Below are 20,917 nucleotides of genomic sequence, written 5' to 3' on the forward strand. Positions count from 1 at the left end.
CCATCTCCGCGGGCCCTGGCGGAGCATTGGTGAAGCTGACCGTGCGACTGCGGGGCTAGGCCCTGTGTCTGGCAGCCCGGCGGCACCCGAACGACGAAGGCGCTCACGGGCGGGTGCGGGACGCCTACTTGCCCGGCTCGGGCCCGTACCACTGGAGCGGCTGCCCGGTGACAGCGGCGATGCAGTCGAAGTCCCGGTCGCGATGCAGCAGCGTCAGCCCCTGGAGCTCGGCCGTCGCGGCCACGACGAGGTCGACGGCTCCTGCACTGCGATGCTGCCCCCGCTTGGTGAGGGCTTCCTGCACCTGCCAGGCGCGCGTGTAGGCGCGATCGTCGACCGGAACCCAGCCGAAGATCATCCGCATGTCTTCGATGCCCTGCGCCCGGTCTTCGGCAGAGCGGGCGCTGTAGAAGAACTCCAGCTCGGTGACGGGGCAGGTGGCGATGAGCCCGGCTGCGGCAGCCTGGTCCCAGCCGTACTGCTCCGCGTCGCCACGCATGAACCGGGCCAGCGCGCTGGTGTCGATCAGGAACTGGGCCGCGTTCACCGGCGGTAGTTCCCCTTATCTTCGAAGAGGTCCAGATCGAAGGCGCCATCGCCGGCAGCGGCACGCAACCGCGTGAGTGCGAGCGCTCGCCGCCGGTTCTCCAGCACCTCACGCAGGGCGGTATTGACCGTTTCCTTCTTGGTGCCGGTGCCGAGCGCCTTGGCCACGTCGGCCACCAACTCGTCATCGAGATCGATCACAGTTCGACTCACTTGTGCACCTCCATGGATATCAATGGTGGCATCGAGTATATCTCGCGTGGGTTTCATGGGGCCAGACGTCATGGGAGGGCCCGTCCGCACTGGCGCCTCTGCGCGTTGGAGACTGCGACCAAGGCCTAAATCCACGTGGCAGTCGTGGGACGAGGCCCCGCCATCGGCGGGCAGCGCACGCTCAGCCGATACGGTCTCCACGGTCAGCGGGAGAGAACAGCCTCGGTGCAGGGCTCGCCAGTGATGGCGGCAGCCGTGCCACAGCCCTCCTGTGTGCGGGGCTCCTCAGTGACGATCACAGATCATCGGTGTCATCAGAAACGTCGAGGTTGATCCCTGGACTGTGCGTCGCTGATTCATCTTCCAGGATTGCCTTGCCCATGGCCGCCGAGATACTGCCGAGCAGCGCGGCCTTGCGCGCAGCGAAGAACTCTCCGAAATCGTCGGCAGCCATGAGATCCGGGTGAGCGAGGTGAGAGCGGATGCGCTCGGCGACGCCCTCATGGGCGGTCTCCGCGGTCTTGACCAATCGGCCCAGATAGTCGGAGGGGGCTGCACCCCCGATGATCCTGTTCGTGCGCGCGGTCAACGGGGTCTTGTTGATGATCGAGTTGTAGTCGGCGGGTGCATAGCCGGCTTTGTCGCACCAGATCTTGGGGAAGATGTGGTGGATGTCGATCGACTCGTCGAAGTACCCGGTGACCTCTGCCTTCTCCCCCGTGCGCCAGTCCATGGCGCCCGCCTTCAGCAGAAGCGCGTAAACGCCCTTGTATGCGGCGCTGTTGCGGGTACGCAAGGTAAGTAGGCGCCCGGGGGTGAACTGCGCGGCTGTGACGGTCCGGGGCTCGTCGGCTCCCGCGCGAATCCAGTCGACGACGTCCGGCAGATCCTGGCTGAAGCGGGTCTCGGTCGAACCGCCGTAGAGCTCTCCGAACACACCACACCAGAACCAGCGGGCCAACTTGTGCTGGGCGCCGGCGCTCTGCGCGGCTTCCCCGGCCATAGCCAGGATGGCAGCGAGCGGAATCAGCTGGGTTCCGTAGGGAAGGAACTTTGTATCGAAGAGGAACTGCTGGTGCAGAAATTTCGCCGAAGCCTTGAAACCGGCGATGACGGACGGCGCGAAGTGCAGGTAGTCCTCAAGGGAGAGGGCGAGCATGTCCTTGCGCTTGCAGCCGATGCGTGGCAGTCGCTCCTCGTCCGTCCCCCGCTCGGCCTCGCGCCTGCGCCGTGCACCCGTTGCCAGCAAGGTGACAGCTTGGAGGAAGTCGGTGTTGGAGACCTCGCGAAGGATGCGGTACTCGGGCGCCTTCCAGGCTGCCCGGCACTCCTGCTCCCAATGGCTGCGCAGATCGAACTCGTCTGCCGCGTAGGTGGCAGTGAGCAGCTCGAACACGGTCAGGGTGACACCACCTGTGTTGACCTTCTCGAAAACCTGACACACAGCCTGGCGTGGGGTCGCTTTCCCCAGCTCGATCACCGGGACGTGGTATCGGTCGAAGGGGCGGACAAATGCCTCGTTGAAGTCACGCCATAGCTGGCGCTTGTCCTTGGCGCCGTCCCAGTGATCAGTGAAATCATCGCCCCAGTCCCCGCCGTCGAAGACCGAGTGGAGGGGGAAGAGGTGTGCCTCGTACTCCCGTTCGGGAGTGGAGTAGTCCTCGACCACCTGGCCACGGAAGTCGAGCACCTTCCGGGATTCGGGCAGGAAGCGGATGGCGTCCTCGCGGTCACCGTTGTCGTCGAGGGCCTGGATCATGTCGACGTAGAACCAGCCGGACACCTGATGCTTGCGCAAATCCTGTGTGACCACGGGGCCCTTCAGCTTCAACGCCTGGAACAGCGAGGTCAGCCGCTGCTGGCCGTCGAGCACGAGCGACTCCGGTTCGGGCTCGCCGACGGGTGTGGCTCCTTCGATGGGCCGGTACTTGAAGCGGACGTCGCCCCCTGCCTTGAGCAACATGACGGTGCCGACGGGGTAACTCAGCGAGATCGACGCCAGGAGACTCGCGATGTTCGGATACGGCCACACCCAGCCCCGCTGGAACTCTGGGAGCTGGGCCTTGCCGACCTCCACCTGCTGCAACAGGTCACGGAGCGGCCGCTTGTCGATACTGAATGCTTCGTCGGCCACATCGGCTCCTTACGGCGACAGGTCATCGAAGGCGCGCCTGTCGACTGGCCTGACTGAATCGTGTCATCTCGAAGTTACTAGGTGTCACAGCGATGGTTACCTGAGATCGATAACAAATCAGAGGATTGGCAAGTCCGATGTTGCGATCATGTTCGCCGAGGAGGCGATCGACCGGGCCTGCAGGGCAGGAGAGGACGGCCGGCTCACCAGTGGCGCCCGCCCCTTACGGGGCTGGGGCAGCCCACCGGCGGCTTCACCCTCGCTCCGATGCCGGTTCGGCGCACGGAACATCCCCGGTGGTCCCGCCCGTCGAGCGAAGTCATGCAGATCATGGGCCGGTCGTTCACAGCCATGGCTGCCCGCTACCAGCGCGGGCAGCGGAGGGCGGTCTGAAGAGCCCTGCTGAGACTGTGGATGAGACTGCCAAAGCAGAAGGCCCGGACCGCTGACGCGGTCCGGGCCTTCCGGCTGCGGAGGATACGAGATTCGAACTCGTGAGGGGTTGCCCCCAACACGCTTTCCAAGCGTGCGCCCTAGGCCACTAGGCGAATCCTCCGCGACGAACAATACAAGACCGGAAGGGGTGCTCGCGAACTCGATCCCCACCCGGTGGATCAGCTAGGGTGGGGGCCAGCCCCTCACGTGGCGCTATCTGACTGAACTCCCCCAGGGCCGGAAGGCAGCAAGGGTAGGTTGGCTCTGGCGGGTGCGTGGGGGGCCCTTTGCGTTCGGCGGTGCTGGTTGTCAGTGCGGCCCGATAGCCTCGTATATGTGTCGTCCCTTGCGCTGTACCGCCGCTACCGCCCCGAGTCCTTCGCCGAGGTCATCGGGCAGGAGCATGTCACTGCCCCGTTGATGCAGGCCCTGCGGAACAACCGGGTCAATCACGCGTACCTGTTCAGCGGGCCGCGCGGCTGCGGCAAGACGACCAGTGCGCGGATCCTCGCCCGGTGTCTCAACTGTGAGCAGGGGCCCACGCCCACGCCCTGCGGGGAGTGCCAGTCCTGTCAGGACCTGGCGAGGAACGGGCGCGGGTCCATCGATGTCATCGAGATCGACGCCGCTTCGCACGGTGGCGTGGACGATGCGCGTGATCTGCGGGAGAAGGCCTTCTTCGGGCCGGCCGGAAGTCGTTACAAGATCTACATCATCGATGAGGCGCACATGGTCACCTCGGCGGGCTTCAACGCCCTGCTGAAGGTGGTCGAGGAGCCGCCGGAGCATCTGAAATTTATTTTCGCGACCACTGAGCCCGAGAAGGTTATTGGGACAATCCGGTCGCGTACGCACCACTATCCGTTCCGGCTGGTGCCGCCGGGGACGCTGCGCGACTACCTCGGAGAAGTCTGCGGGCGTGAGGGTGCGACCGTTGCCGATGGAGTGCTTCCCCTTGTAGTACGGGCGGGGGCCGGGTCCGTGCGTGACTCGATGTCCGTCATGGATCAGCTGCTCGCGGGGGCCGCCGATGATGGTGTGACGTACGCCATGGCCACGTCGCTGTTGGGGTACACCGACGGGACGCTGCTTGATTCCGTCATCGACGCTTTTGCCTCGGGGGACGGGGCCGCCGCCTTTGAAGTCGTGGACCGGGTCATTGAGGGTGGGAACGATCCTCGGCGGTTCGTCGCTGATCTGCTGGAGCGGTTGAGGGACCTCGTGATCCTCGCCGCCGTGCCGGACGCGGGCGAGAAGGGGCTGATCGATGCCCCGGCCGATGTTGTGGAGCGGATGCAGGCCCAGGCATCCGTTTTCGGTGCGGCTGAGCTCAGTCGGGCCGCTGATCTGGTGAACAGCGGGCTGACCGAGATGCGCGGGGCCACCTCGCCCCGGCTGCAGCTGGAGCTGATCTGTGCGCGGGTGCTGCTGCCTGCCGCCTTTGACGACGAGCGGTCCATGCAGGCCCGGCTCGACCGGCTGGAGCGGGCCGGTGGCGCCTTCATGGCCGGCGGCGGGCCCGGGCCCGCCATGGGTTACGTACCGGGGCCTGAGGCGCATGCGCCCGCCGTTGCTCCTGCTCCTGCTCCTGCTCCTGTGGCTGTTCCTGTTCCTGTTTCTGCACCCGTTCCGGTGGCCCCTGCCCCTGCTCCTGCTCCTGCTCCTGTTCAGGCTCCCGCCCCCGCTCCGGCGGCCGAGGGGCAGCGGTCTCCAGGGGCCTGGCCCGGGGCCTCGGCTCCCGGTTCCGCCGCTCCTGCCCAGGCTCCTCCCGTACGGCAGCCCGGCGGGTGGCCGTCGGCCACCACTCCAGGGCAGGGGCAGCCCACACCGCCCCCCGCAGCGGCCGAGGCGCCCCTCGCCGCACCCGCGCCCGGCATGGCGCAAGGCGCCGCGCAGGTGCGGAACATGTGGCCCGGGATCCTGGACGCCGTGAAGAACAAGCGGCGCTTCACCTGGATCCTGCTCAGCCAGAACGCCCAGGTCGCGGGGTTCGACGGGACCACCCTGCAGCTCGGCTTCCCGAATGCGGGGGCCCGCGACAACTTTGCGACCAGCGGCAGCGAGGACGTGCTGAAGCAGGTGCTGTCCGAGCAGTTCCAGGTGCAGTGGAAAGTCGAGGCGATCCTCGATCCGTCGGGCGGTACGCAGCCGCCGGGCGGCAGCAACCACCCGGGACCGCCCGCCCCGCCGGTGCGCCCTGCGCCCCAGCAGGCTCCGCCCCAGGCCGCGCCCGCACCCGTACAGCAGCAGTCGCAGCAGGCCCAGGCCGCCGGGCAGCAGGCTCCGCCCGAGCCCTACCGTGCGCCCGAGCCGCCGGCCGAGATGGCCCCGCCGCCCGTCGCGCCCGAGGACGACACCCCGGAGGAGGACGATCCGGATCTCGTCGACTCCGCGCTCTCCGGCCACGACCTGATCGTGCGCGAGCTCGGGGCGACGGTCGTGGAGGAATATACGAACGAGTAGGGGGGCGGGGTTCGGCTGCCCGTACAAGGGGCAGGTCACCGGCGGCTAGGCTGTTGGCGTGAAGGTCCTTGTCATCGGCGGCGGCGCCCGCGAACACGCCCTGTGCCGCTCTCTCTCGCTCGACCCCGACGTCACCTCCCTGCACTGCGCCCCCGGGAACGCGGGCATCGCGGAGGTTGCCGAACTGCATCCGGTGGATGCGATGGACGGTGCTGCGGTCGCCCGGCTCGCGACCGGGCTGGGGGCCGGGCTCGTCATCGTCGGGCCCGAGGCCCCGCTGGTCGCCGGTGTGGCCGACGCGGTACGGGAAGCGGGCATCCCCTGCTTCGGCCCGAGCCGTGAGGCGGCGGAGCTGGAAGGTTCCAAGGCCTTCGCCAAGGACGTCATGGCGGGTGCGGGCGTCCCCACCGCACGCTCCTACGTCTGCACCACGGCCGAGGAGATCGACGGGGCGCTGGACGCCTTCGGCGCTCCGTATGTCGTCAAGGACGACGGGCTCGCGGCCGGCAAGGGTGTCGTCGTCACCGACGACCTCGCCGCCGCCCGCGCCCACGCGCTGGCCTGCGACCGCGTCGTCATCGAGGAGTTCCTCGACGGCCCCGAGGTCTCCCTCTTCGCCATCACCGACGGTGTGACCGTCCTCCCGCTGCAGCCCGCGCAGGACTTCAAGCGCGCGCTCGACGGCGACGAGGGCCCCAACACCGGTGGCATGGGCGCGTACTCCCCGCTGCCGTGGGCCGACCCGAAGCTTGTCGACGAGGTCATGGCGAGCGTGCTGCAGCCGACCGTCGATGAGCTGCGCCGCCGTGGCACGCCCTTCGCCGGGCTGCTGTACGCCGGTCTCGCGATCACCTCGCGCGGGGTACGGGTCATCGAGTTCAACGCCCGCTTCGGCGACCCGGAGACCCAGGTCGTCCTGGCCCGGCTGCGGACCCCGCTCGCCGGTGTCCTGCTGAACGCCGCCAACGGCACCCTCGATATCCAGCCCCCGCTCGTCTGGCGCGACGACGCGGCCGTCACGGTCGTCATCGCCTCGCACAACTACCCGGAGACGCCGCGCACCGGCGACCCGATCACCGGCCTCGACGACGTCGCGGCGAAGGATGCACCCCATGCGTACGTCCTGCACGCCGGGACGCGGACCGAGGGGAACGCCGTGGTCAGCGCCGGTGGGAGGGTGCTTTCGGTGACCGCGACCGGGGCCGACCTGTCCCAGGCGCGCGAGCGGGCCTACGCGGCCGTGGCCAGGGTGCGGCTCGACGGTTCTCAGCACCGTACGGACATCGCCCGTAAGGCGGCAGAGGCTTCCGCCTGAACGTCAGCACCTTTGCCCAAAGCCATTCCATCGAGTGACGGCTGACCCATCCGGATGACGCTCGCCGCAGGCCCAACTAGTGTGCGGCGCAGGCGTTCCGGCACTTGGCCCACCGGCATTGCGATGTCAGTGGCGGGTGCCACAGTGGGGGAGTGAGCAACGCCGCCGCGAGGGCAGAGGGGGTGACGTCCGGCCGTGTCCGGTACTGGTGTGAGTGAGGAGCGGGGCGCGCAGGGAGCGCGCGCCCGGGCTCTGGCCGTGCTGCGCATCCGCAGCAGGGCGCTGGCTGTGGCGCTGCTGCCCGCCGCCGCGGCGGTCGTGCTGATCGCCGGCGGGATCACCGGGCACATGGGCGGCGGTGGCTGGGACGTCGCGCGCTGGGTGGTGTCGGCCGTCGCGGTCGTCGTGCTGCTCGCCGCGACCGTCGTCGGGGCCGTGATCGTACGGGCCAGGCCGGCCCTCAGCCCCACCGTCGGGCTGACCGAGTCGGCCGCGCCCGATCTGCACCGCATGGTGCGCGAGCTGGCCGACCGCCTCGGAGTGCCCGCGCCCTCCGCGATAGCGCTCACCCCGGACTGCGACAGCTGGCTGGAGGACCGCAGCCACCCCGGCATAACCGGGGTTGGGCAGCGCAGGGTGGAAGCCGCTCCCGTGCTGGTCATCGGCTCGCCGTTCCTGTGGTGGATGCGCGTGGCCGAGCTGCGGGCGGTGCTCGCGCCGGTCGTGGCGGGGACCGGTCCTTCGGCCCACCCGGACATAGCCGCGGCCCGCCGTTTCGTACGGGGCCTGGACGCGGCCGTGGCAGTGGCAGCCCGGCCGGACCTGGGCCCACTGCGCCGGGTCGTGTCCGCACCGGTGGGAATCGTGTCGAGGCTCCTGCTGCGCGCCTGCCGTATCCACGCCGCCGAGATGGAGCGGGGCGTCGCCGTCGCCGCCTCGGACCGTGCACAGGCTGTGGACTACGGACTGCGGATCGTCGCCCAGGAACAGGTCGGCCTCGCCTACGCGGGCTGGGACCGGCTGCTGACCCGGGTCGCGCTGCCCGCCTGGCGGATGGGCCGGTGGCCCTCGCGCCTCGACGCCGGTGTCGTCTCCGCCCTCACCGAGCTCTCCCGCCGCGACCGCCTCGCGGAGGGCTTCACCTCCCGCCTCGGCGAGCGCCCCGCCTGCGACCTGCTCGAAGAGCCCGGCGTCGTCGACGAGGCCACCTCCCTGCTCGCGGCCAGGCTCTTCCACGGCGGGCCCGCCGAGTCCGGTCCCGACTGGTCGCCGGTGGACTGGCAGAGCTACCCGGAAGAGGTCGTGGACCGTAAGTGGCGCACCGAGGCCGCCCGGCTGCACCGTGTCCTGGACATCCTCGGAGTACGCCGCCCCGCGGAGCCCGAAGGCCCGACGCTGGCCCGCGTCATGGACCACCTCGCCGCCGACGACAGCGAGACGCTGGCCGCCGGCATCACCGCGGAGGTCGCCCGCGAGGAGGCCGCTGCGCCGCAGCCGGTCCCCCCGACCTCCGACGGGGACGACCTCTGGGACACCGGGACCGCCCCGCTCTTCCCGCTCCAGCCGCCGCGTACGGGACGCGACCTCCTCGCCGACCACGTCACGGCGATGGTCTGCTGCGCCGCCGTCGACACCGCGGGCGCCGCCCCCGGCCTGGACTGGCTCGACGGCCCCTCCCTCCTCGTCGACGGTGAGCGCCGCATGGACCTCGGCAGCAGGGTGCTGAGCCTGGTCGAGGACGGTGACGCGGAGCCGCTCAAGGGCTGGCTCGCCTCGGTCGGCGTGCGCGCGGAGAAGCCCGTCCGGCTCGTCTGAGCAGATGGATGCGTTTTGAAGGTTCCGTTTGAAGGTTCCGTTCCGCTCACGTCAATTCGCGACGAACGGTGACGGAGTGCGCGCGTTATGTGATGTGCTGGGGCCAGGAGCTGACAGGCATCTCACCACTGTTGACTCGGGGGCATGAAGGAGGGGACCGCATGGGGGCGGAGCAGATCCGGCGCTGGGAGTCAGGGGCCCTCGCGCATGCCGTATCGGACCCCTTCGGGCAGGGCCCGCTGCCCTGGCTCCGCGGCAGCGAGCACTACTTCGACGACACAGGCCAGGTCGTCCCCTGGTACCTGGACCCGGACGCCGCCGGCGGCCGCACCAGCGGCCCCCGTACCGCCGACGATGTGAAACAGCAGATCAAAGGCTTCGCCTCGACCGGCGCCGCAGCCCCCGGCGAGGCCATCGACTTCCATGTCACCGTCGACCCGCCCCAGCAGTTCTCCGTCGACATCTACCGGATCGGCCACTACGGCGGCGACGGCGCGGCCAAGATCACCACCAGCCCGCGCCTCTCCGGCATCGTCCAGCCGCCCCCACTGGCCGCCGACCGCACGGTCTCCTGCCACCACTGGTGGCTCTCCTGGCGGCTGCAGATCCCCTCGTACTGGTCGATCGGCGCGTACGTCGCCGTCCTCACCACCGTCGACGGCTACCGCTCCCACATCCCCTTCACGGTGCGTGACAGCCACCCCGCCGACCTTCTCCTGCTGCTCCCCGACGTGACCTGGCAGGCGTACAACCTCTACCCCGAGGACGGCCACACCGGCGCCAGCCTCTACCACGCCTGGGACGAGCAGGGCCTGCTCCTCGGCGAGGAGGACGCGGCGACCACGGTCTCCTTCGACCGCCCGTACGCCGGCGCGGGCCTGCCCCTGCACGTCGGTCACGCCTACGACTTCATCCGCTGGGCCGAGCGGTACGGCTACGACCTGGCCTACGCCGACGCCCGCGACCTGCACGCCGGCCGGATCGACCCCACGCGCTACCGCGGCCTGGTCTTCCCCGGTCACGACGAGTACTGGTCCGCCCCCATGCGGCGCACCACCGAACTCGCGCGCGACCACGGCACCTCGCTGGTCTTCCTGTCCGCCAACACCATGTACTGGCAGGTCGACCTTGCCCCGTCCCCCTCCGGCGTCGCCGATCGCCTGCTGACCTGCCACAAGCGCCGGGGGCCCGGAAAGTCCGCGCTCTGGCGGGACATCGACCGCCCCGAGCAGCAGCTCCTCGGCATCCAGTACGCGGGGAGGGTCCCCGAGCCGCACCCCCTGGTCGTCCGCAACGCCGACCACTGGCTCTGGGACGCGACCGGCGCCGCCGAGGGCGACGAGATCGAGGGTCTGGTGGCGGGCGAGGCCGACCGCTACTACCCGCGCACCGCGCTCCCCGCGCACGACGGCCGGATCCTCCTCGCCCACTCCCCGTACCGGGACAGCGAGGGCGCGAGACGCCACCAGGAGACCTCGCTCTACCGCGCTCCCTCGGGCGCCCTCGTCTTCGCCTCAGGATCCTTCGCCTGGTCACCGGCGCTGGACCGCCCAGGTCATGTCGACCCCAGGATCCAGCGGGCCACGGCCAATCTCCTCGACCGGATCTGCAAGCGCGACTGACCTGTGGCCAACGGTTCGTCCCCGATGCGGGAGAATCGACACCGACTTGGACAGAACCACGGGAGGTACCGTGTCCGGATTCGTAGAAAAGCCCGAGCCGCTCCAGGTTCCCGGCCTGGTGCACCTCCACACCGGCAAGGTGCGCGAGCTGTACCAGAACGAGGCAGGCGACCTCGTGATGGTCGCCAGCGACCGCATCTCCGCGTACGACTGGGTGCTGCCCACGGAGATCCCCGACAAGGGCAGAGTGCTCACCCAGCTCTCCCTCTGGTGGTTCGACCGCCTCGCGGACCTGGTCCCGCACCACGTCCTCTCCACCGACGTCCCCGCAGGCGCCCCCGCCGACTGGGAGGGCCGCACGCTGGTCTGCAAGTCCCTGAAGATGGTCCCGGTCGAGTGCGTGGCCCGCGGCTATCTCACGGGCTCAGGCCTCCTGGAGTACAACGAGTCCCGTACCGTCTGCGGACTCGCGCTCCCCGAGGGCCTCTCGGACGGCTCGGAGCTCCCGGCGCCGATCTTCACGCCCGCGACCAAGGCCGCGGTCGGCGACCACGACGAGAACGTGAGTTACGAAGAGGTCGCACGCGAGGTGGGCGCGGAGACCGCGACCCAGCTCCGCCAGGCGACCCTCGCGGTCTACGGCCGGGCCCGTGACATCGCCCGCGACCGGGGCATCATCCTCGCCGACACCAAGTTCGAGTTCGGCTTCGATGGCGACCAACTGGTCATCGCGGACGAGGTGCTGACCCCCGACTCCTCGCGTTTCTGGCCGGCCGCCACCTGGGAGCCGGGCCGCGCCCAGCCGAGCTACGACAAGCAGTACGTACGCGACTGGCTGACGTCCCCCGCCTCCGGCTGGGACCGCAGGAGCGAGCAGCCGCCCCCCGCGCTTCCGCAGGAGATCGTCGACGCGACCCGGGCCAAGTACCTGGAGGCGTACGAACTCCTGACCGGCAACACCTGGTCATGACAGCGAAGAAGCCCCGGTCCGATGGACCGGGGCTTCTTTCGTACGGAGCGAACGACGAGGTTCGAACTCGCGACCTCAACCTTGGCAAGGTTGCGCTCTACCAGCTGAGCTACGTTCGCACTGCGCCGAAGCGCGACGCCAACTATACCCAACCCCGGGCACGTGCGAGACGCACCGCGGCGTGACGGTTTTCCGCCCCCAGTTTGGATGCGGCCGACGACAGATAATTCCGTACGGTGCCCTGCGACAGCGAGGCCCGCTCCGCGATCTCCGCGACCGGCGCCCCGTCCGCCGCCAGATCGAGCACCTCGGCCTCCCGCGCGGTCAGCGGCGAGTCCCCCGCCGAGATCGCGTCGGCCGCCAACTCCGGGTCCACATAACGTCCGCCGCCGTGCACGGTCCTGATGATCTCGGCCAGCCGCTGCGCACTCACGGTCTTCGGTACGAACCCGCGCACCCCCGCCGCGAGCGCCCGCTTCAGATGCCCGGGACGGGCGTGGCTGGTCACGATCATGGTCCGGCACTCCGGCAGCTCGCTCCGCAGAGATGTGGCCACACTCACACCGTCCGCCCCGGGCATCTGCAGATCGAGGACGGCCACATCGGGCCGGTGGGCCCGCGCCATGGCGAGCGCCTCGGGCCCGGAGGCGGCCTCGGCGACCACGACCAGATCCTCTTCGAGCCCCAGCAGCGCGGCGAGAGCCCCCCGGATCAGATGCTCGTCATCAGCCAACAACAAGCGCACAGCCTTCACGAGGCGCCCCCGGCAAACTTGGTGCGGGTTCGGTTGCGCGGGGCTCCGCCCCGGACCCCGCTCCTCAATCGCCGGAGGGGCTTGGTCTGGCTCACCTCCACCGGCACCCGGGCCGTCAGCAGGAACCGACCCCCGTCCAACGCCCCCGCCTCCAGCGTCCCCTCCAGCACCGCCAACCGCTCCCGCAGCCCGGCAAGCCCCGAGCCCGAGCCGCCCGGATCTGCACAAGCCCCGTCGTTCTCGACAGTCAGCGTGACCGCGGACCCCACCACATCCACCCCGATCGCACAGCGCCCAGCGTCCCCGTGCCGCAGCACATTGGTCGCCGCCTCCCGTACGACCCACCCCAGCGCCGACTGCACGGCGACCGGCAGCTCCGCCACGTCCCCGGAGACGGTGCACACGATCCCCGCCGCCTCCAACACCCCCTGCGCACCGGCCAGTTCGACCCTCAGGTCCGCCTCCCGGTACCCGCGCACCACATCCCGCACCTCCCGCTGGGACTCCTGCGCGAGCCGCTGCACCTCCACCATCTGTTCCACGGAAGCCTCCGCCCGCCCGCGCCGGGCCAACTGCACCGCCAGCTCGCTCTTCAGCGCGATCACGGCCAGGTTCCGCCCCATCACATCGTGCAGATCCCGTCCGAACCGCAGCCGCTCCTCGGCGACCGCGAGCCGCGCCTGTACGTCCCTGGCCTGGTCGATCTTCCACATGACCCCCAGGTGCCAGGCCGAGCAGCGCACCGTGACGGCGAACCACCCGCAGAGCCCGACCACGGAGATCGCGCACGCCCACACCATCCCCGCGTCCTCGCCGGTCAGCGCGACCGCCCCGCAGACCAGGGCCAGCGCGCCCGCCTGGACCGCCACCGACACCCGCTTGCGTACGACCAGACAGTGCGCCATCAGGAACGGGGCAGCCGCCGCTGCCAGGGCCGATGTCCCCACCGGCTCCTCGCGCAGCCCCACCACCGACCACAGCGCCACGGAGACCGTGACGTCCGCCACCATCAGCCCCGCCCCCAGGGCGACCGGCCGCCACCCCAACTGCGCCTTGCCCAGATAGACATCGATCCACCGCGAGACCAGCCCGGTCACGGCCACCCCCTGGGCCACCGCGAGGAGACACGAGGCGGCGATCAGCGCGGCGGGCGCACCGGAGTTCCGGACCGGCCTGGTCACCGAGAACGCCACCTGGGAGGCGACCATCGTCCAGAGCAGGAAGTAGAACGTCCCGCGCGTGTAGAAGTCGACCTTCGCGAAGTCGCCACGCCCCCGCCACCTGCGCATCAATCCGTCCACGAGACCCCGCCCCTCTCAGCGCCGCGGCTCCCACCGGAACCACTTCCGCACAGCAAACACGGCGATCACCGTCCAGGCCACCGCCGTCGCGACCTGCCCCAGCGTCTCGTACCCGTCCACCCCGCCCGTCCAGCCGGACCTGATCATCCCGACCACCGGCGTCAGCGGCAGCAGCTCACAGAAAGCGGCGAGCCGGTCGGGCAGCACATCGAGCGGTACGACCAGACCCGACCCGGCCATCGACAGCAGCAGCACCGGCGCGATCGTGATCTGCGCGCCCTCCGCGGACCGGGTGACGGCCGCCGTGGCCGCGGCCAGCGCACACATCAGCACCATCCCGATCACCAGCCCCACGAACACCAGCCACCAGGCCCGCGGCGCCGCGACCCCCATGGCGAGGGACCCGCCCACCGCGATCAGCACGCACTGCACCACTCCCATGGCCACGGTCGGGAAGGACGCCCCCGCCAGAATCTCCTGGTCCCGCAGCTCCCCGGTGCGCAGCCGCTTCAGGACCAGCCCTTCACGCCGTACGACAAAGACCCCGACCAGCGTCGAGTACACGGCGAACAGCAGCACATACCCCAGGGCCCCCGGCAGCAGCACGGATCCCACCGTCAGCCCGGTGTCCGCGAGGTCCATGTCCTTCACCACCGAGTACATGGAGACGGTGAGCATGGTGGGCAGCGCCAGCGCGGTGAAGAGCGTGGCCTTGTTGCGCCCCATCAGGGTCAGCTCGGCACGGGCGAGCGCCCCCAGCCTGGCCGTCGGTACGGTGCTCATCGCGTCGCCTCCTGCTCCCGTGCGATCTGCATGAACGCCTCTTCCAGGGACGCCGACCGCACATCGAGCCCCCGCAGCTCGACCCGGTTCTCCCGCGCCCACACCAGCAGCCCGGTGGCGGCCCGCTGCAGCTCAGGCGTCCGCAGCCGTACGGTGCGCCCGGCCGTCTCGTGGCTGCTGACCCCGAGCGCCGCGAGCGGCGGAAGATCCCCGACGAGATAGCCGTCGGGCAGCTCGAAGGAGATGTGCGAGGGCTGCGCGGACACCACGTCCGCCACCCGCCCGCCGGCCGCGATGCGCCCCTCGTGGAGGATCGCAAGACGGTCGGCCAGCTCCTCCGCCTCCTCCAGATAGTGCGTGGTCAGCACCACGGTCGTCCCCGTGTCGCGCAGCCCCCGTACCAACTCCCAGGTCTCCCGGCGCCCTTCGGCGTCGAGCCCCGTCGTCGGCTCGTCGAGGAACAGCACCTCGGGCCGCCCCAGCAGCGCCATCGCCAGATCAAGCCGCCGCTTCTCGCCCCCCGACAGCTGTTTCACCCGTACGTCACGCCGCCGCCCGAGCCCCACCATCTCCAGCGCCTCGCCGACCGGACGAGCCCCGGTCGTGCATCCGGCCCACATCCGTACGGTCTCGGCGGCCGTCAACTCCCCGGCGAATCCGCCCTCCTGGAGCATGACGCCGATACGGGGCCGCACCACACCCCGCTCCCGGTACGGATCGTGTCCGAGCACCCGCACCCGTCCCGCGGTCGGCCGCTCCAGGCCTTCGAGCACCTCCACGGTGGACGTCTTGCCCGCCCCGTTGGTCCCCAGCAGGGCGAAGAGCTCGCCGGCCGCGACGGAGAAAGAGATCCCTGAGACGGCCTCGAACCCCCCGGCGTACGAGCGCCGCAGATCCTCGACCTCGATCACAGCTGTATCTGTCATGCATTCAGAATCCCGCCGGACCAGGACCGCATCCGATGACAAATGTCATCAACACCGGGGAGCACGAGAAAGCCCCGGTCCGATGGACCGGGGCTTTCTCTTCATGGAGCGAACGACGAGGTTCGAACTCGCGACCTCAACCTTGGCAAGGTTGCGCTCTACCAGCTGAGCTACGTTCGCATTGCGCCAGGCGCGTGGTGCGGAGACCACTGTACCTGATGCAGAGCGGGTGACAGGAATTGCACACTGCGCCTTCCCCCTGGAAGGGGGATGTTCTACTACTGAACTACACCCGCACGCTGCGTGAGGCGGTGCCTTGCGGCCTCGCCCCTCGGCGTGCTCCAGACTCTAGCCGAACCCCTGGGGGTCGGTGCAAGTCGGTTCCCCGGAGCGGGAGATCGGCCGGCGGTCAGCCTGCCTCGTTGAACGCCTCGTAGACCTTCTTGGGGATACGGCCGCGGGCCGGGACGTCCATCTTGTTGGACCTGGCCCAGGCCCGGACGGCCGCCGGGTCGGGTGTGACCTGCGTGTGCCGGTAGGCCTTCCCCGACTTGGACTGCTTCCTGCCCGCCTCGACGTACGGCGTCAGGACCTTGCGCAGTTTCTTTGCATTGGCCGTATTCAGGTCGATCTCGTACAGCTTCCCGTCGAGGCCGAAGATGACCGTTTCCGTTGCCGTTCCGCCGTCGATGTCGTCGGAGAGACTGACTACTACTCGCTGCGCCACGGATATCGGTCCTTTCTTACGCCCTCACCGCTCTGACGTGCGGAGATGGCGGCCTCTCGGCTGATTCTGAGCTACGCGATTTCCTTTGTACAGTGGAAGGCGCCGCATTGTGAAGCCCAGCCAATTACATGCGCGTGTCATTGCGCAATCGCAGCGCCCGTTTTTTTCGAGGATTTTTCCCCTGCGTTGTCCCCGCCGATATCTCGGCGTGATCGTACGCCATCGATATCTACCCGCGTAGATTTTTTTGGCGGGTACTGTGAAGGAACCGCCTTCGCACCACACCACCACCGGGAGTGCCCGTGGCACGCGTCGTAGTCGACGTCATGCTCAAGCCGGAGATCCTCGACCCGCAGGGACAGGCGGTGCAGCGCGCACTGCCCCGTCTGGGCTTCAAGGGGATCACCGACGTACGTCAGGGAAAGCGTTTCGAGCTCGAGGTCGAGGAGCCCGTCGATGACGCGGCCCTCGCCCGCATCAACGAGCTGGCCGAGACCTTCCTCGCCAACACCGTCATCGAGGACTTCACCGTGAAGGTGGAGTCCCAGGAGGCCGGGAAGTGACCGCTCGCATCGGAGTCGTCACCTTCCCCGGCACCCTCGACGACCAGGACAGCCTTCGCGCGGTCCGGATCGCCGGGGCCGAGCCGGTCTCGCTCTGGCACCGCGACAAGGACCTGCACCAGGTCGACGCCGTGGTCCTCGCGGGAGGTTTCTCCTACGGCGACTACCTGCGCGCCGGGGCCATCTCCCGCTTCTCGCCGGTCATGGAGACGATCATCGAGCAGGCGAAGGCGGGCATGCCCGTCCTCGGTATCTGCAACGGCTTCCAGATCCTGACCGAGGCCCACCTGCTGCCCGGCGCGATGCTGCGGAACAACCATCTGCACTTCATCTGCCGTGACCAGAAGCTCAAGGTGGAGAACGCGGAGACGGCCTGGACGTCCGACTACGCGAGCGGCCAGGAGATCTCCGTACCGCTCAAGAACATGGACGGCCGTTACGTCGCCGACGAGCACACGCTCGACGAGCTGGAGGCGGAGGGCCGTGTCGCCTTCCGCTACCTGGACACGAACCCCAACGGCTCGCTCCGCGACATCGCGGGCATCACCAATGCCGCAGGGAACGTCGTCGGCCTGATGCCGCACCCCGAGCACGCCGTGGAGCCGCTGATCGGTACGGGCCGTACCGACGGCCTCGGATTCTTCACGTCGATCCTGAAGAAGCTGGTCAACGCCTGATGACTCTCGACACCGTCAAGCACGCTGCCGGAACCCCCGAGGTCGAGCAGCCCTGGAAGGAACTCGGCCTCAAGGAGGACGAGTACGCGCGCATCCGGGAGATCCTCGGCCGCCGCCCGACCGGCGCCGAGCTCGCCATGTACTCGGTCATGTGGTCCGAGCACTGCTCGTACAAGAGCAGCAAGGTCCACCTGAAGCAGTTCAGCGAGAAGGTCCCGCCGAACGACGCCATGCTCGTCGGCATCGGCGAGAACGCCGGCGTCGTCGACATCGGCCAGGGTTACGCGGTCACCTTCAAGGTCGAGTCGCACAACCACCCCTCGTACATCGAGCCCTACCAGGGCGCGGCCACCGGCGTCGGCGGCATCGTCCGCGACATCCTCGCCATGGGCGCCCGCCCGATCGCCGTCGTCGACCCGCTCCGCTTCGGTGCGGCCGACCACCCCGACACCAAGCGCGTCCTGCCGGGCGTCGTCGCGGGCATCGGCGGTTACGGCAACTGCCTGGGGCTGCCGAACATCGGCGGCGAGGTCGTCTTCGACGCCTGCTACCAGGGCAACCCGCTCGTCAACGCCGGCTGCATCGGCGTGATGAAGCACGAGGACATCCACCTCGCGAAGGCGTCCGGCACCGGCAACAAGGTCATCCTGTACGGAGCCCGTACCGGCGGCGACGGCATCGGCGGTGTCTCGGTCCTCGCGTCCGAGACCTTCGACGACTCCAAGCCCACCAAGCGCCCCGCGGTGCAGGTCGGCGACCCCTTCCAGGAGAAGCTCCTCATCGAGTGCACGCTGGAGATCTTCAGCGAGAAGCTCGTCGCGGGCATCCAGGACCTCGGCGGCGCCGGACTCTCCTGCGCCACCAGCGAGTTGGCCTCGGCCGGCTCCGGCGGCATGCGCGTGGAACTGGACACCGTCCACCTGCGCGACGCGACGCTCTCGCCCGAGGAAATCCTCATGAGCGAGTCGCAGGAGCGCATGTGCGCGATCGTCGAGCCGCAGTATGTGGACCGCTTCCTGGAGATCTGCGAGAAGTGGGACGTCATCGCCACGGTCATCGGTGAGGTCACCGAGGGCTCGCAGCTGGAGATCTTCTGGCACGGCGAGCAGATCGTGGACGTACCGCCGCGGTCCGTGGCCCACGAGGGCCCGACCTACAACCGCCCGTACGCCCGCCCGTCCTGGCAGGACGCGCTCCAGGCCGACGACGCCAACAACCTTGCCCGCCCGGCCGATTCGGCCGAACTGCGCGCGCAGGTCCTGGCACTCGTCTCCTCGCCGAACCAGGCGTCGAAGTCCTGGATCACCGACCAGTACGACCGCTTCGTGCAGGGCAACACGGTGCTCGCGATGCCCGAGGACGCCGGCATGGTCCGTATCGACGCGGAGTCCAACCTCGGCGTGACGATGGCGACCGACGGCAACGGCCGCTTCGCCAAGCTCGACCCGTACACGGGCGCGCAGCTGGCGCTGGCGGAGGCGTACCGCAATGTCGCCACCACCGGCGCCAAGCCCCTCGCCATCTCCGACTGCCTCAACTTCGGTTCCCCCGAGGACCCGGACGTCATGTGGCAGTTCGCCGAGGCCACCCGCGGTCTCGCGGACGGCTGCCTGGAGCTGGGCACCCCGGTCACCGGCGGCAACGTCTCGCTCTACAACCAGACGGGCGATGTCGCCATCCACCCGACCCCCGTGGTCGCGGTGCTCGGCGTGATCGACGACGTCAACCGCCGTACGCCGATGGCGTTCTCGGAGGAGGGCCAGCTGCTGTACCTCCTCGGCGACACCCGCGAGGAGCTCGGCGGATCGGCCTGGTCCGAGGTCGTCCACGGCCACCTCGGCGGTCTGCCGCCCAAGGTGGACCTGCCCCGCGAGAAGCTCCTGGCCGAGATCCTGATCTCGGCGTCGCGCGACGGCATGATCGACGCGGCGCACGACCTCTCCGACGGTGGCCTGATCCAGGCGCTGACCGAGTCCTGTCTGCGGGGCGGTCGCGGTGCACGCGTCGTCGTCCCCGACGGCCTGGACGCCTTCACCTTCCTCTTCTCCGAGTCCGCGGGCCGTGCGATCGTCTCGATCCCGCGCTCCGAGGAGCTCCGCTTCAACGACATGTGCGGCGCCCGGGGCCTCCCGGTCACCCGCATCGGTGTCGTCGACGGCGAAGAGATCGAGATCCAGGGCGAGTTCAGCCTGCCGCTCGCCGAGCTGCGCGAGGCGCACGAGGCGACGATCCCGGCCCTGCTGGCCTGAGGATCTGACGTACACAGCACGGCAGAAGGGCCGGTGGCCGGGGAGCGATCCCCGGCCACCGGCCCTTCTCATGCGATGACGCTACGTCAGAAGGCCGGAGCCAGCTTCGGGTTGGGGCCGTGGGGGTTGGCCTCCGGCTTGCCCTCGGTCGCGAGGAAGACGATCAGGATGATCGCGCCCACCAGCGGGATGATTCCGATGAGGATCAACCAGCCGGACCGGTCCGTGTCGTGCAGTCGGCGGGCCGTGACGGCCAGGGCAGGCAGGAGGACGGCCAGGCTGTAGAGGCCGGCCAGCCAGGCGATGTCCGCGCTGAACCCGATGATCGACAGGATGACGATGATCACGAAGTGGATCAGCGAGAACATCCAGTACTCCTGGCGGCGTGCCCGCCCGCTGAATGTCGCGTACTTCTTGAGCACTGTTACGTAGGTATTCACTTGGTCCCCCCAAGGAAAGCTGTGCGGCCTGTTCGAATAGTTCAGGCCAGGGAGGCAGAACCTATGGGGCCCGTGGGGATGGGGTCAAGCCGTAACGGGAATAGGGCTGTTGAGCGGACTCGCCGAGGTGGGAAGCCGCAGCGCGAGTGCCGACGCGACGGCCATCAGTCCGGCCGCGCACCGGAACACGACGCTCATCGAATCGGTGAAGGCGACGGTCGCCCGCGCGTGTGCCGAACCCGTAAGTCCGCCAATGGCGCTGGTAGTTGAGCCGGGTCCGTTGGCCTCGTAAAGGCGGCTGAGGGGCGTTCCGAAAAGGGCGGTGCCGAGCGCGTTGCCGAGGGTCTGGAAGAACCGGATGGACGTGGTGGCCACACCCAACTGGTGACGCGGTGCGGTCTGCTGGACCAACTGGATCACCTGGCACACCAGTTGGCCGAAAGCGACGCCGAGCAGGAGAGGGTCGGCGCGGATCAGCCGGAGTGAGGTGTCGGGCGTGAGCGTGCTCAGGAGCGCCAGGACCAGTGCGCTGATCGCCGAGCCGCTGACGGCGAACGGGCAGGTTGACGTGGAAGATCCAGCGCCAGTTGGCGTGGTCGGAGAGGAGCCCGCCTGTCCAGGGGCCGACCGCCATACCGCCGCCCCCGACGCCCTGCAGGGCACGGGCCGCGATGAGCTCGGTCATGGACTGCGCGGCGCCGCAGAGCACGGAGCCCAGGAGGAAGGTGGCGACGGCGCCGAGCCGGATGCGTCTGGCGCCGATGACGGCGCAGAGCTTTCCGTAGAGGGGGAGCATCGCGGCGGAGGCGAGGGCGTAGGCGCTGACCAGCCAGGGGATCTTGTCGATGCCGTGGGCCGGGTCGAGGTCCCGCACGATCGGGACGGTGGCCGCCGACATGATCTCAACGGCCCCGCCGCCCCCTACGCTGACCCCATGCCGCCCGCGTCAGGACCCGCCAACGCCGCTACGACCCCACCAAGACC

General features: G+C 69.3%; 18 protein-coding genes, 4 tRNA genes, 1 other RNA gene and 1 pseudogene. 9 read left to right on the forward strand and 15 right to left on the reverse strand.

Annotation, left to right across the window (positions count from 1 at the left end; all coding sequences use genetic code 11):
* Positions 1 to 124 precede the first annotated feature (124 nt).
* The 4 genes from J0695_RS29290 to J0695_RS29305 form a co-directional block, all read right to left on the reverse strand.
* The gene (locus J0695_RS29290) at positions 125 to 547 is read right to left on the reverse strand and encodes a PIN domain nuclease (RefSeq protein WP_206967037.1); all 423 of its coding nucleotides are present in this window, start codon (positions 545 to 547) and stop codon (positions 125 to 127) included.
* A complete protein-coding gene (locus J0695_RS29295) occupies positions 544 to 759 on the reverse strand; it encodes a type II toxin-antitoxin system VapB family antitoxin (RefSeq protein ID WP_206967039.1) in 216 nt (71 codons plus the stop codon). Before J0695_RS29295 ends, J0695_RS29290 begins: the two co-directional genes overlap by 4 nt.
* A gap of 295 nt (positions 760 to 1,054) precedes the next feature.
* Positions 1,055 to 2,893, reverse strand: a complete 1,839-nt coding sequence (locus J0695_RS29300) for a DUF262 domain-containing protein (RefSeq protein ID WP_206967040.1) — start codon at positions 2,891 to 2,893, stop codon at positions 1,055 to 1,057.
* Between the two features lie 471 nt (positions 2,894 to 3,364).
* Positions 3,365 to 3,449 (reverse strand) — tRNA-Ser (locus tag J0695_RS29305).
* 73 nt (positions 3,450 to 3,522) lie between these two features.
* Between J0695_RS29305 and ffs the strand changes: the two genes are divergently transcribed.
* The 6 genes from ffs (at position 3,523) to J0695_RS29335 (ending at position 11,513) form a co-directional block, all read left to right on the forward strand.
* Positions 3,523 to 3,619: signal recognition particle sRNA small type (gene ffs, locus J0695_RS29310), an RNA gene on the forward strand.
* Positions 3,620 to 3,664: 45 nt separating this feature from the next.
* Positions 3,665 to 5,791: a DNA polymerase III subunit gamma and tau gene (locus J0695_RS29315; protein ID WP_206967042.1), complete on the forward strand. Its 2,127-nt coding sequence runs from the start codon at positions 3,665 to 3,667 to the stop codon at positions 5,789 to 5,791.
* A gap of 58 nt (positions 5,792 to 5,849) precedes the next feature.
* Complete coding sequence (gene purD, locus J0695_RS29320; RefSeq protein ID WP_206967044.1) at positions 5,850 to 7,106, forward strand: phosphoribosylamine--glycine ligase; 1,257 nt, start codon at positions 5,850 to 5,852, stop codon at positions 7,104 to 7,106.
* 195 nt (positions 7,107 to 7,301) lie between these two features.
* Positions 7,302 to 8,921 carry a M48 family metalloprotease gene (locus J0695_RS29325; RefSeq protein WP_206967046.1) on the forward strand — a complete coding sequence of 540 codons (1,620 nt, stop codon included), beginning with the start codon at positions 7,302 to 7,304 and terminating at the stop codon, positions 8,919 to 8,921.
* Positions 8,922 to 9,082: 161 nt separating this feature from the next.
* Positions 9,083 to 10,543, forward strand: coding sequence for a N,N-dimethylformamidase beta subunit family domain-containing protein (locus J0695_RS29330; RefSeq protein ID WP_206967048.1), 1,461 nt, complete (start codon positions 9,083 to 9,085; stop codon positions 10,541 to 10,543).
* Positions 10,544 to 10,613: 70 nt separating this feature from the next.
* Complete coding sequence (locus tag J0695_RS29335) at positions 10,614 to 11,513, forward strand: phosphoribosylaminoimidazolesuccinocarboxamide synthase (protein WP_206967050.1); 900 nt, start codon at positions 10,614 to 10,616, stop codon at positions 11,511 to 11,513.
* A 46-nt stretch (positions 11,514 to 11,559) separates the two neighbouring features.
* Here J0695_RS29335 and J0695_RS29340 read toward each other — a convergent pair.
* The 8 genes from J0695_RS29340 to J0695_RS29375 form a co-directional block, all read right to left on the reverse strand.
* A tRNA-Gly gene (locus J0695_RS29340) sits at positions 11,560 to 11,632 on the reverse strand.
* A 23-nt stretch (positions 11,633 to 11,655) separates the two neighbouring features.
* Positions 11,656 to 12,267, reverse strand: coding sequence for a response regulator transcription factor (locus J0695_RS29345; protein ID WP_206967052.1), 612 nt, complete (start codon positions 12,265 to 12,267; stop codon positions 11,656 to 11,658).
* Positions 12,264 to 13,556, reverse strand: a complete 1,293-nt coding sequence (locus tag J0695_RS29350; protein WP_206967055.1) for a sensor histidine kinase — start codon at positions 13,554 to 13,556, stop codon at positions 12,264 to 12,266. The genes J0695_RS29345 and J0695_RS29350 overlap by 4 nt, the downstream gene beginning before the upstream one ends.
* 27 nt (positions 13,557 to 13,583) lie before the next feature.
* Positions 13,584 to 14,351, reverse strand: coding sequence for an ABC transporter permease (locus tag J0695_RS29355; protein ID WP_206967057.1), 768 nt, complete (start codon positions 14,349 to 14,351; stop codon positions 13,584 to 13,586).
* The gene (locus J0695_RS29360; protein WP_206967059.1) at positions 14,348 to 15,277 is read right to left on the reverse strand and encodes an ABC transporter ATP-binding protein; all 930 of its coding nucleotides are present in this window, start codon (positions 15,275 to 15,277) and stop codon (positions 14,348 to 14,350) included. The genes J0695_RS29355 and J0695_RS29360 overlap by 4 nt, the downstream gene beginning before the upstream one ends.
* Before the next feature lie 104 nt (positions 15,278 to 15,381).
* Positions 15,382 to 15,457, reverse strand: a tRNA-Gly gene (locus J0695_RS29365).
* Positions 15,458 to 15,501: 44 nt separating this feature from the next.
* Positions 15,502 to 15,573 (reverse strand) — tRNA-Gly (locus tag J0695_RS29370).
* A 113-nt stretch (positions 15,574 to 15,686) separates the two neighbouring features.
* The gene (locus J0695_RS29375) at positions 15,687 to 16,004 is read right to left on the reverse strand and encodes a histone-like nucleoid-structuring protein Lsr2 (protein WP_206967061.1); all 318 of its coding nucleotides are present in this window, start codon (positions 16,002 to 16,004) and stop codon (positions 15,687 to 15,689) included.
* A gap of 302 nt (positions 16,005 to 16,306) precedes the next feature.
* Here J0695_RS29375 and purS point away from each other — a divergent pair, with 302 nt between their 5' ends.
* Genes purS through purL form a run of 3 tightly spaced genes read left to right on the forward strand, consistent with a single transcriptional unit; the run spans position 16,307 to position 19,493 of the window.
* Positions 16,307 to 16,567, forward strand: a complete 261-nt coding sequence (purS, locus tag J0695_RS29380; protein ID WP_206967063.1) for a phosphoribosylformylglycinamidine synthase subunit PurS — start codon at positions 16,307 to 16,309, stop codon at positions 16,565 to 16,567.
* The gene (purQ, locus tag J0695_RS29385; RefSeq protein WP_206967065.1) at positions 16,564 to 17,244 is read left to right on the forward strand and encodes a phosphoribosylformylglycinamidine synthase subunit PurQ; all 681 of its coding nucleotides are present in this window, start codon (positions 16,564 to 16,566) and stop codon (positions 17,242 to 17,244) included. The genes purS and purQ overlap by 4 nt, the downstream gene beginning before the upstream one ends.
* A complete protein-coding gene (gene purL / locus J0695_RS29390) occupies positions 17,244 to 19,493 on the forward strand; it encodes a phosphoribosylformylglycinamidine synthase subunit PurL (RefSeq protein ID WP_206967067.1) in 2,250 nt (749 codons plus the stop codon). Before purQ ends, purL begins: the two co-directional genes overlap by 1 nt.
* An 86-nt stretch (positions 19,494 to 19,579) precedes the next feature.
* On the opposite strand, the gene J0695_RS29395 is transcribed toward purL, so the two are convergent.
* From J0695_RS29395 to J0695_RS45495, 3 genes and pseudogenes are all read right to left on the reverse strand, one after another.
* Positions 19,580 to 19,933 carry a DUF805 domain-containing protein gene (locus tag J0695_RS29395; protein ID WP_206967069.1) on the reverse strand — a complete coding sequence of 118 codons (354 nt, stop codon included), beginning with the start codon at positions 19,931 to 19,933 and terminating at the stop codon, positions 19,580 to 19,582.
* Positions 19,934 to 20,017: 84 nt separating this feature from the next.
* Complete coding sequence (locus J0695_RS45490; RefSeq protein WP_307798803.1) at positions 20,018 to 20,353, reverse strand: MFS transporter; 336 nt, start codon at positions 20,351 to 20,353, stop codon at positions 20,018 to 20,020.
* Between the two features lie 268 nt (positions 20,354 to 20,621).
* Positions 20,622 to 20,831, reverse strand: a pseudogene (locus J0695_RS45495) (MFS transporter); the annotation flags it as partial.
* Positions 20,832 to 20,917 lie beyond the last annotated feature (86 nt).

It is taken from the genome of Streptomyces beijiangensis (assembly GCF_017315755.1).
In the GTDB taxonomy this organism is placed as follows: Bacteria; Actinomycetota; Actinomycetes; order Streptomycetales; family Streptomycetaceae; genus Streptomyces; species Streptomyces beijiangensis.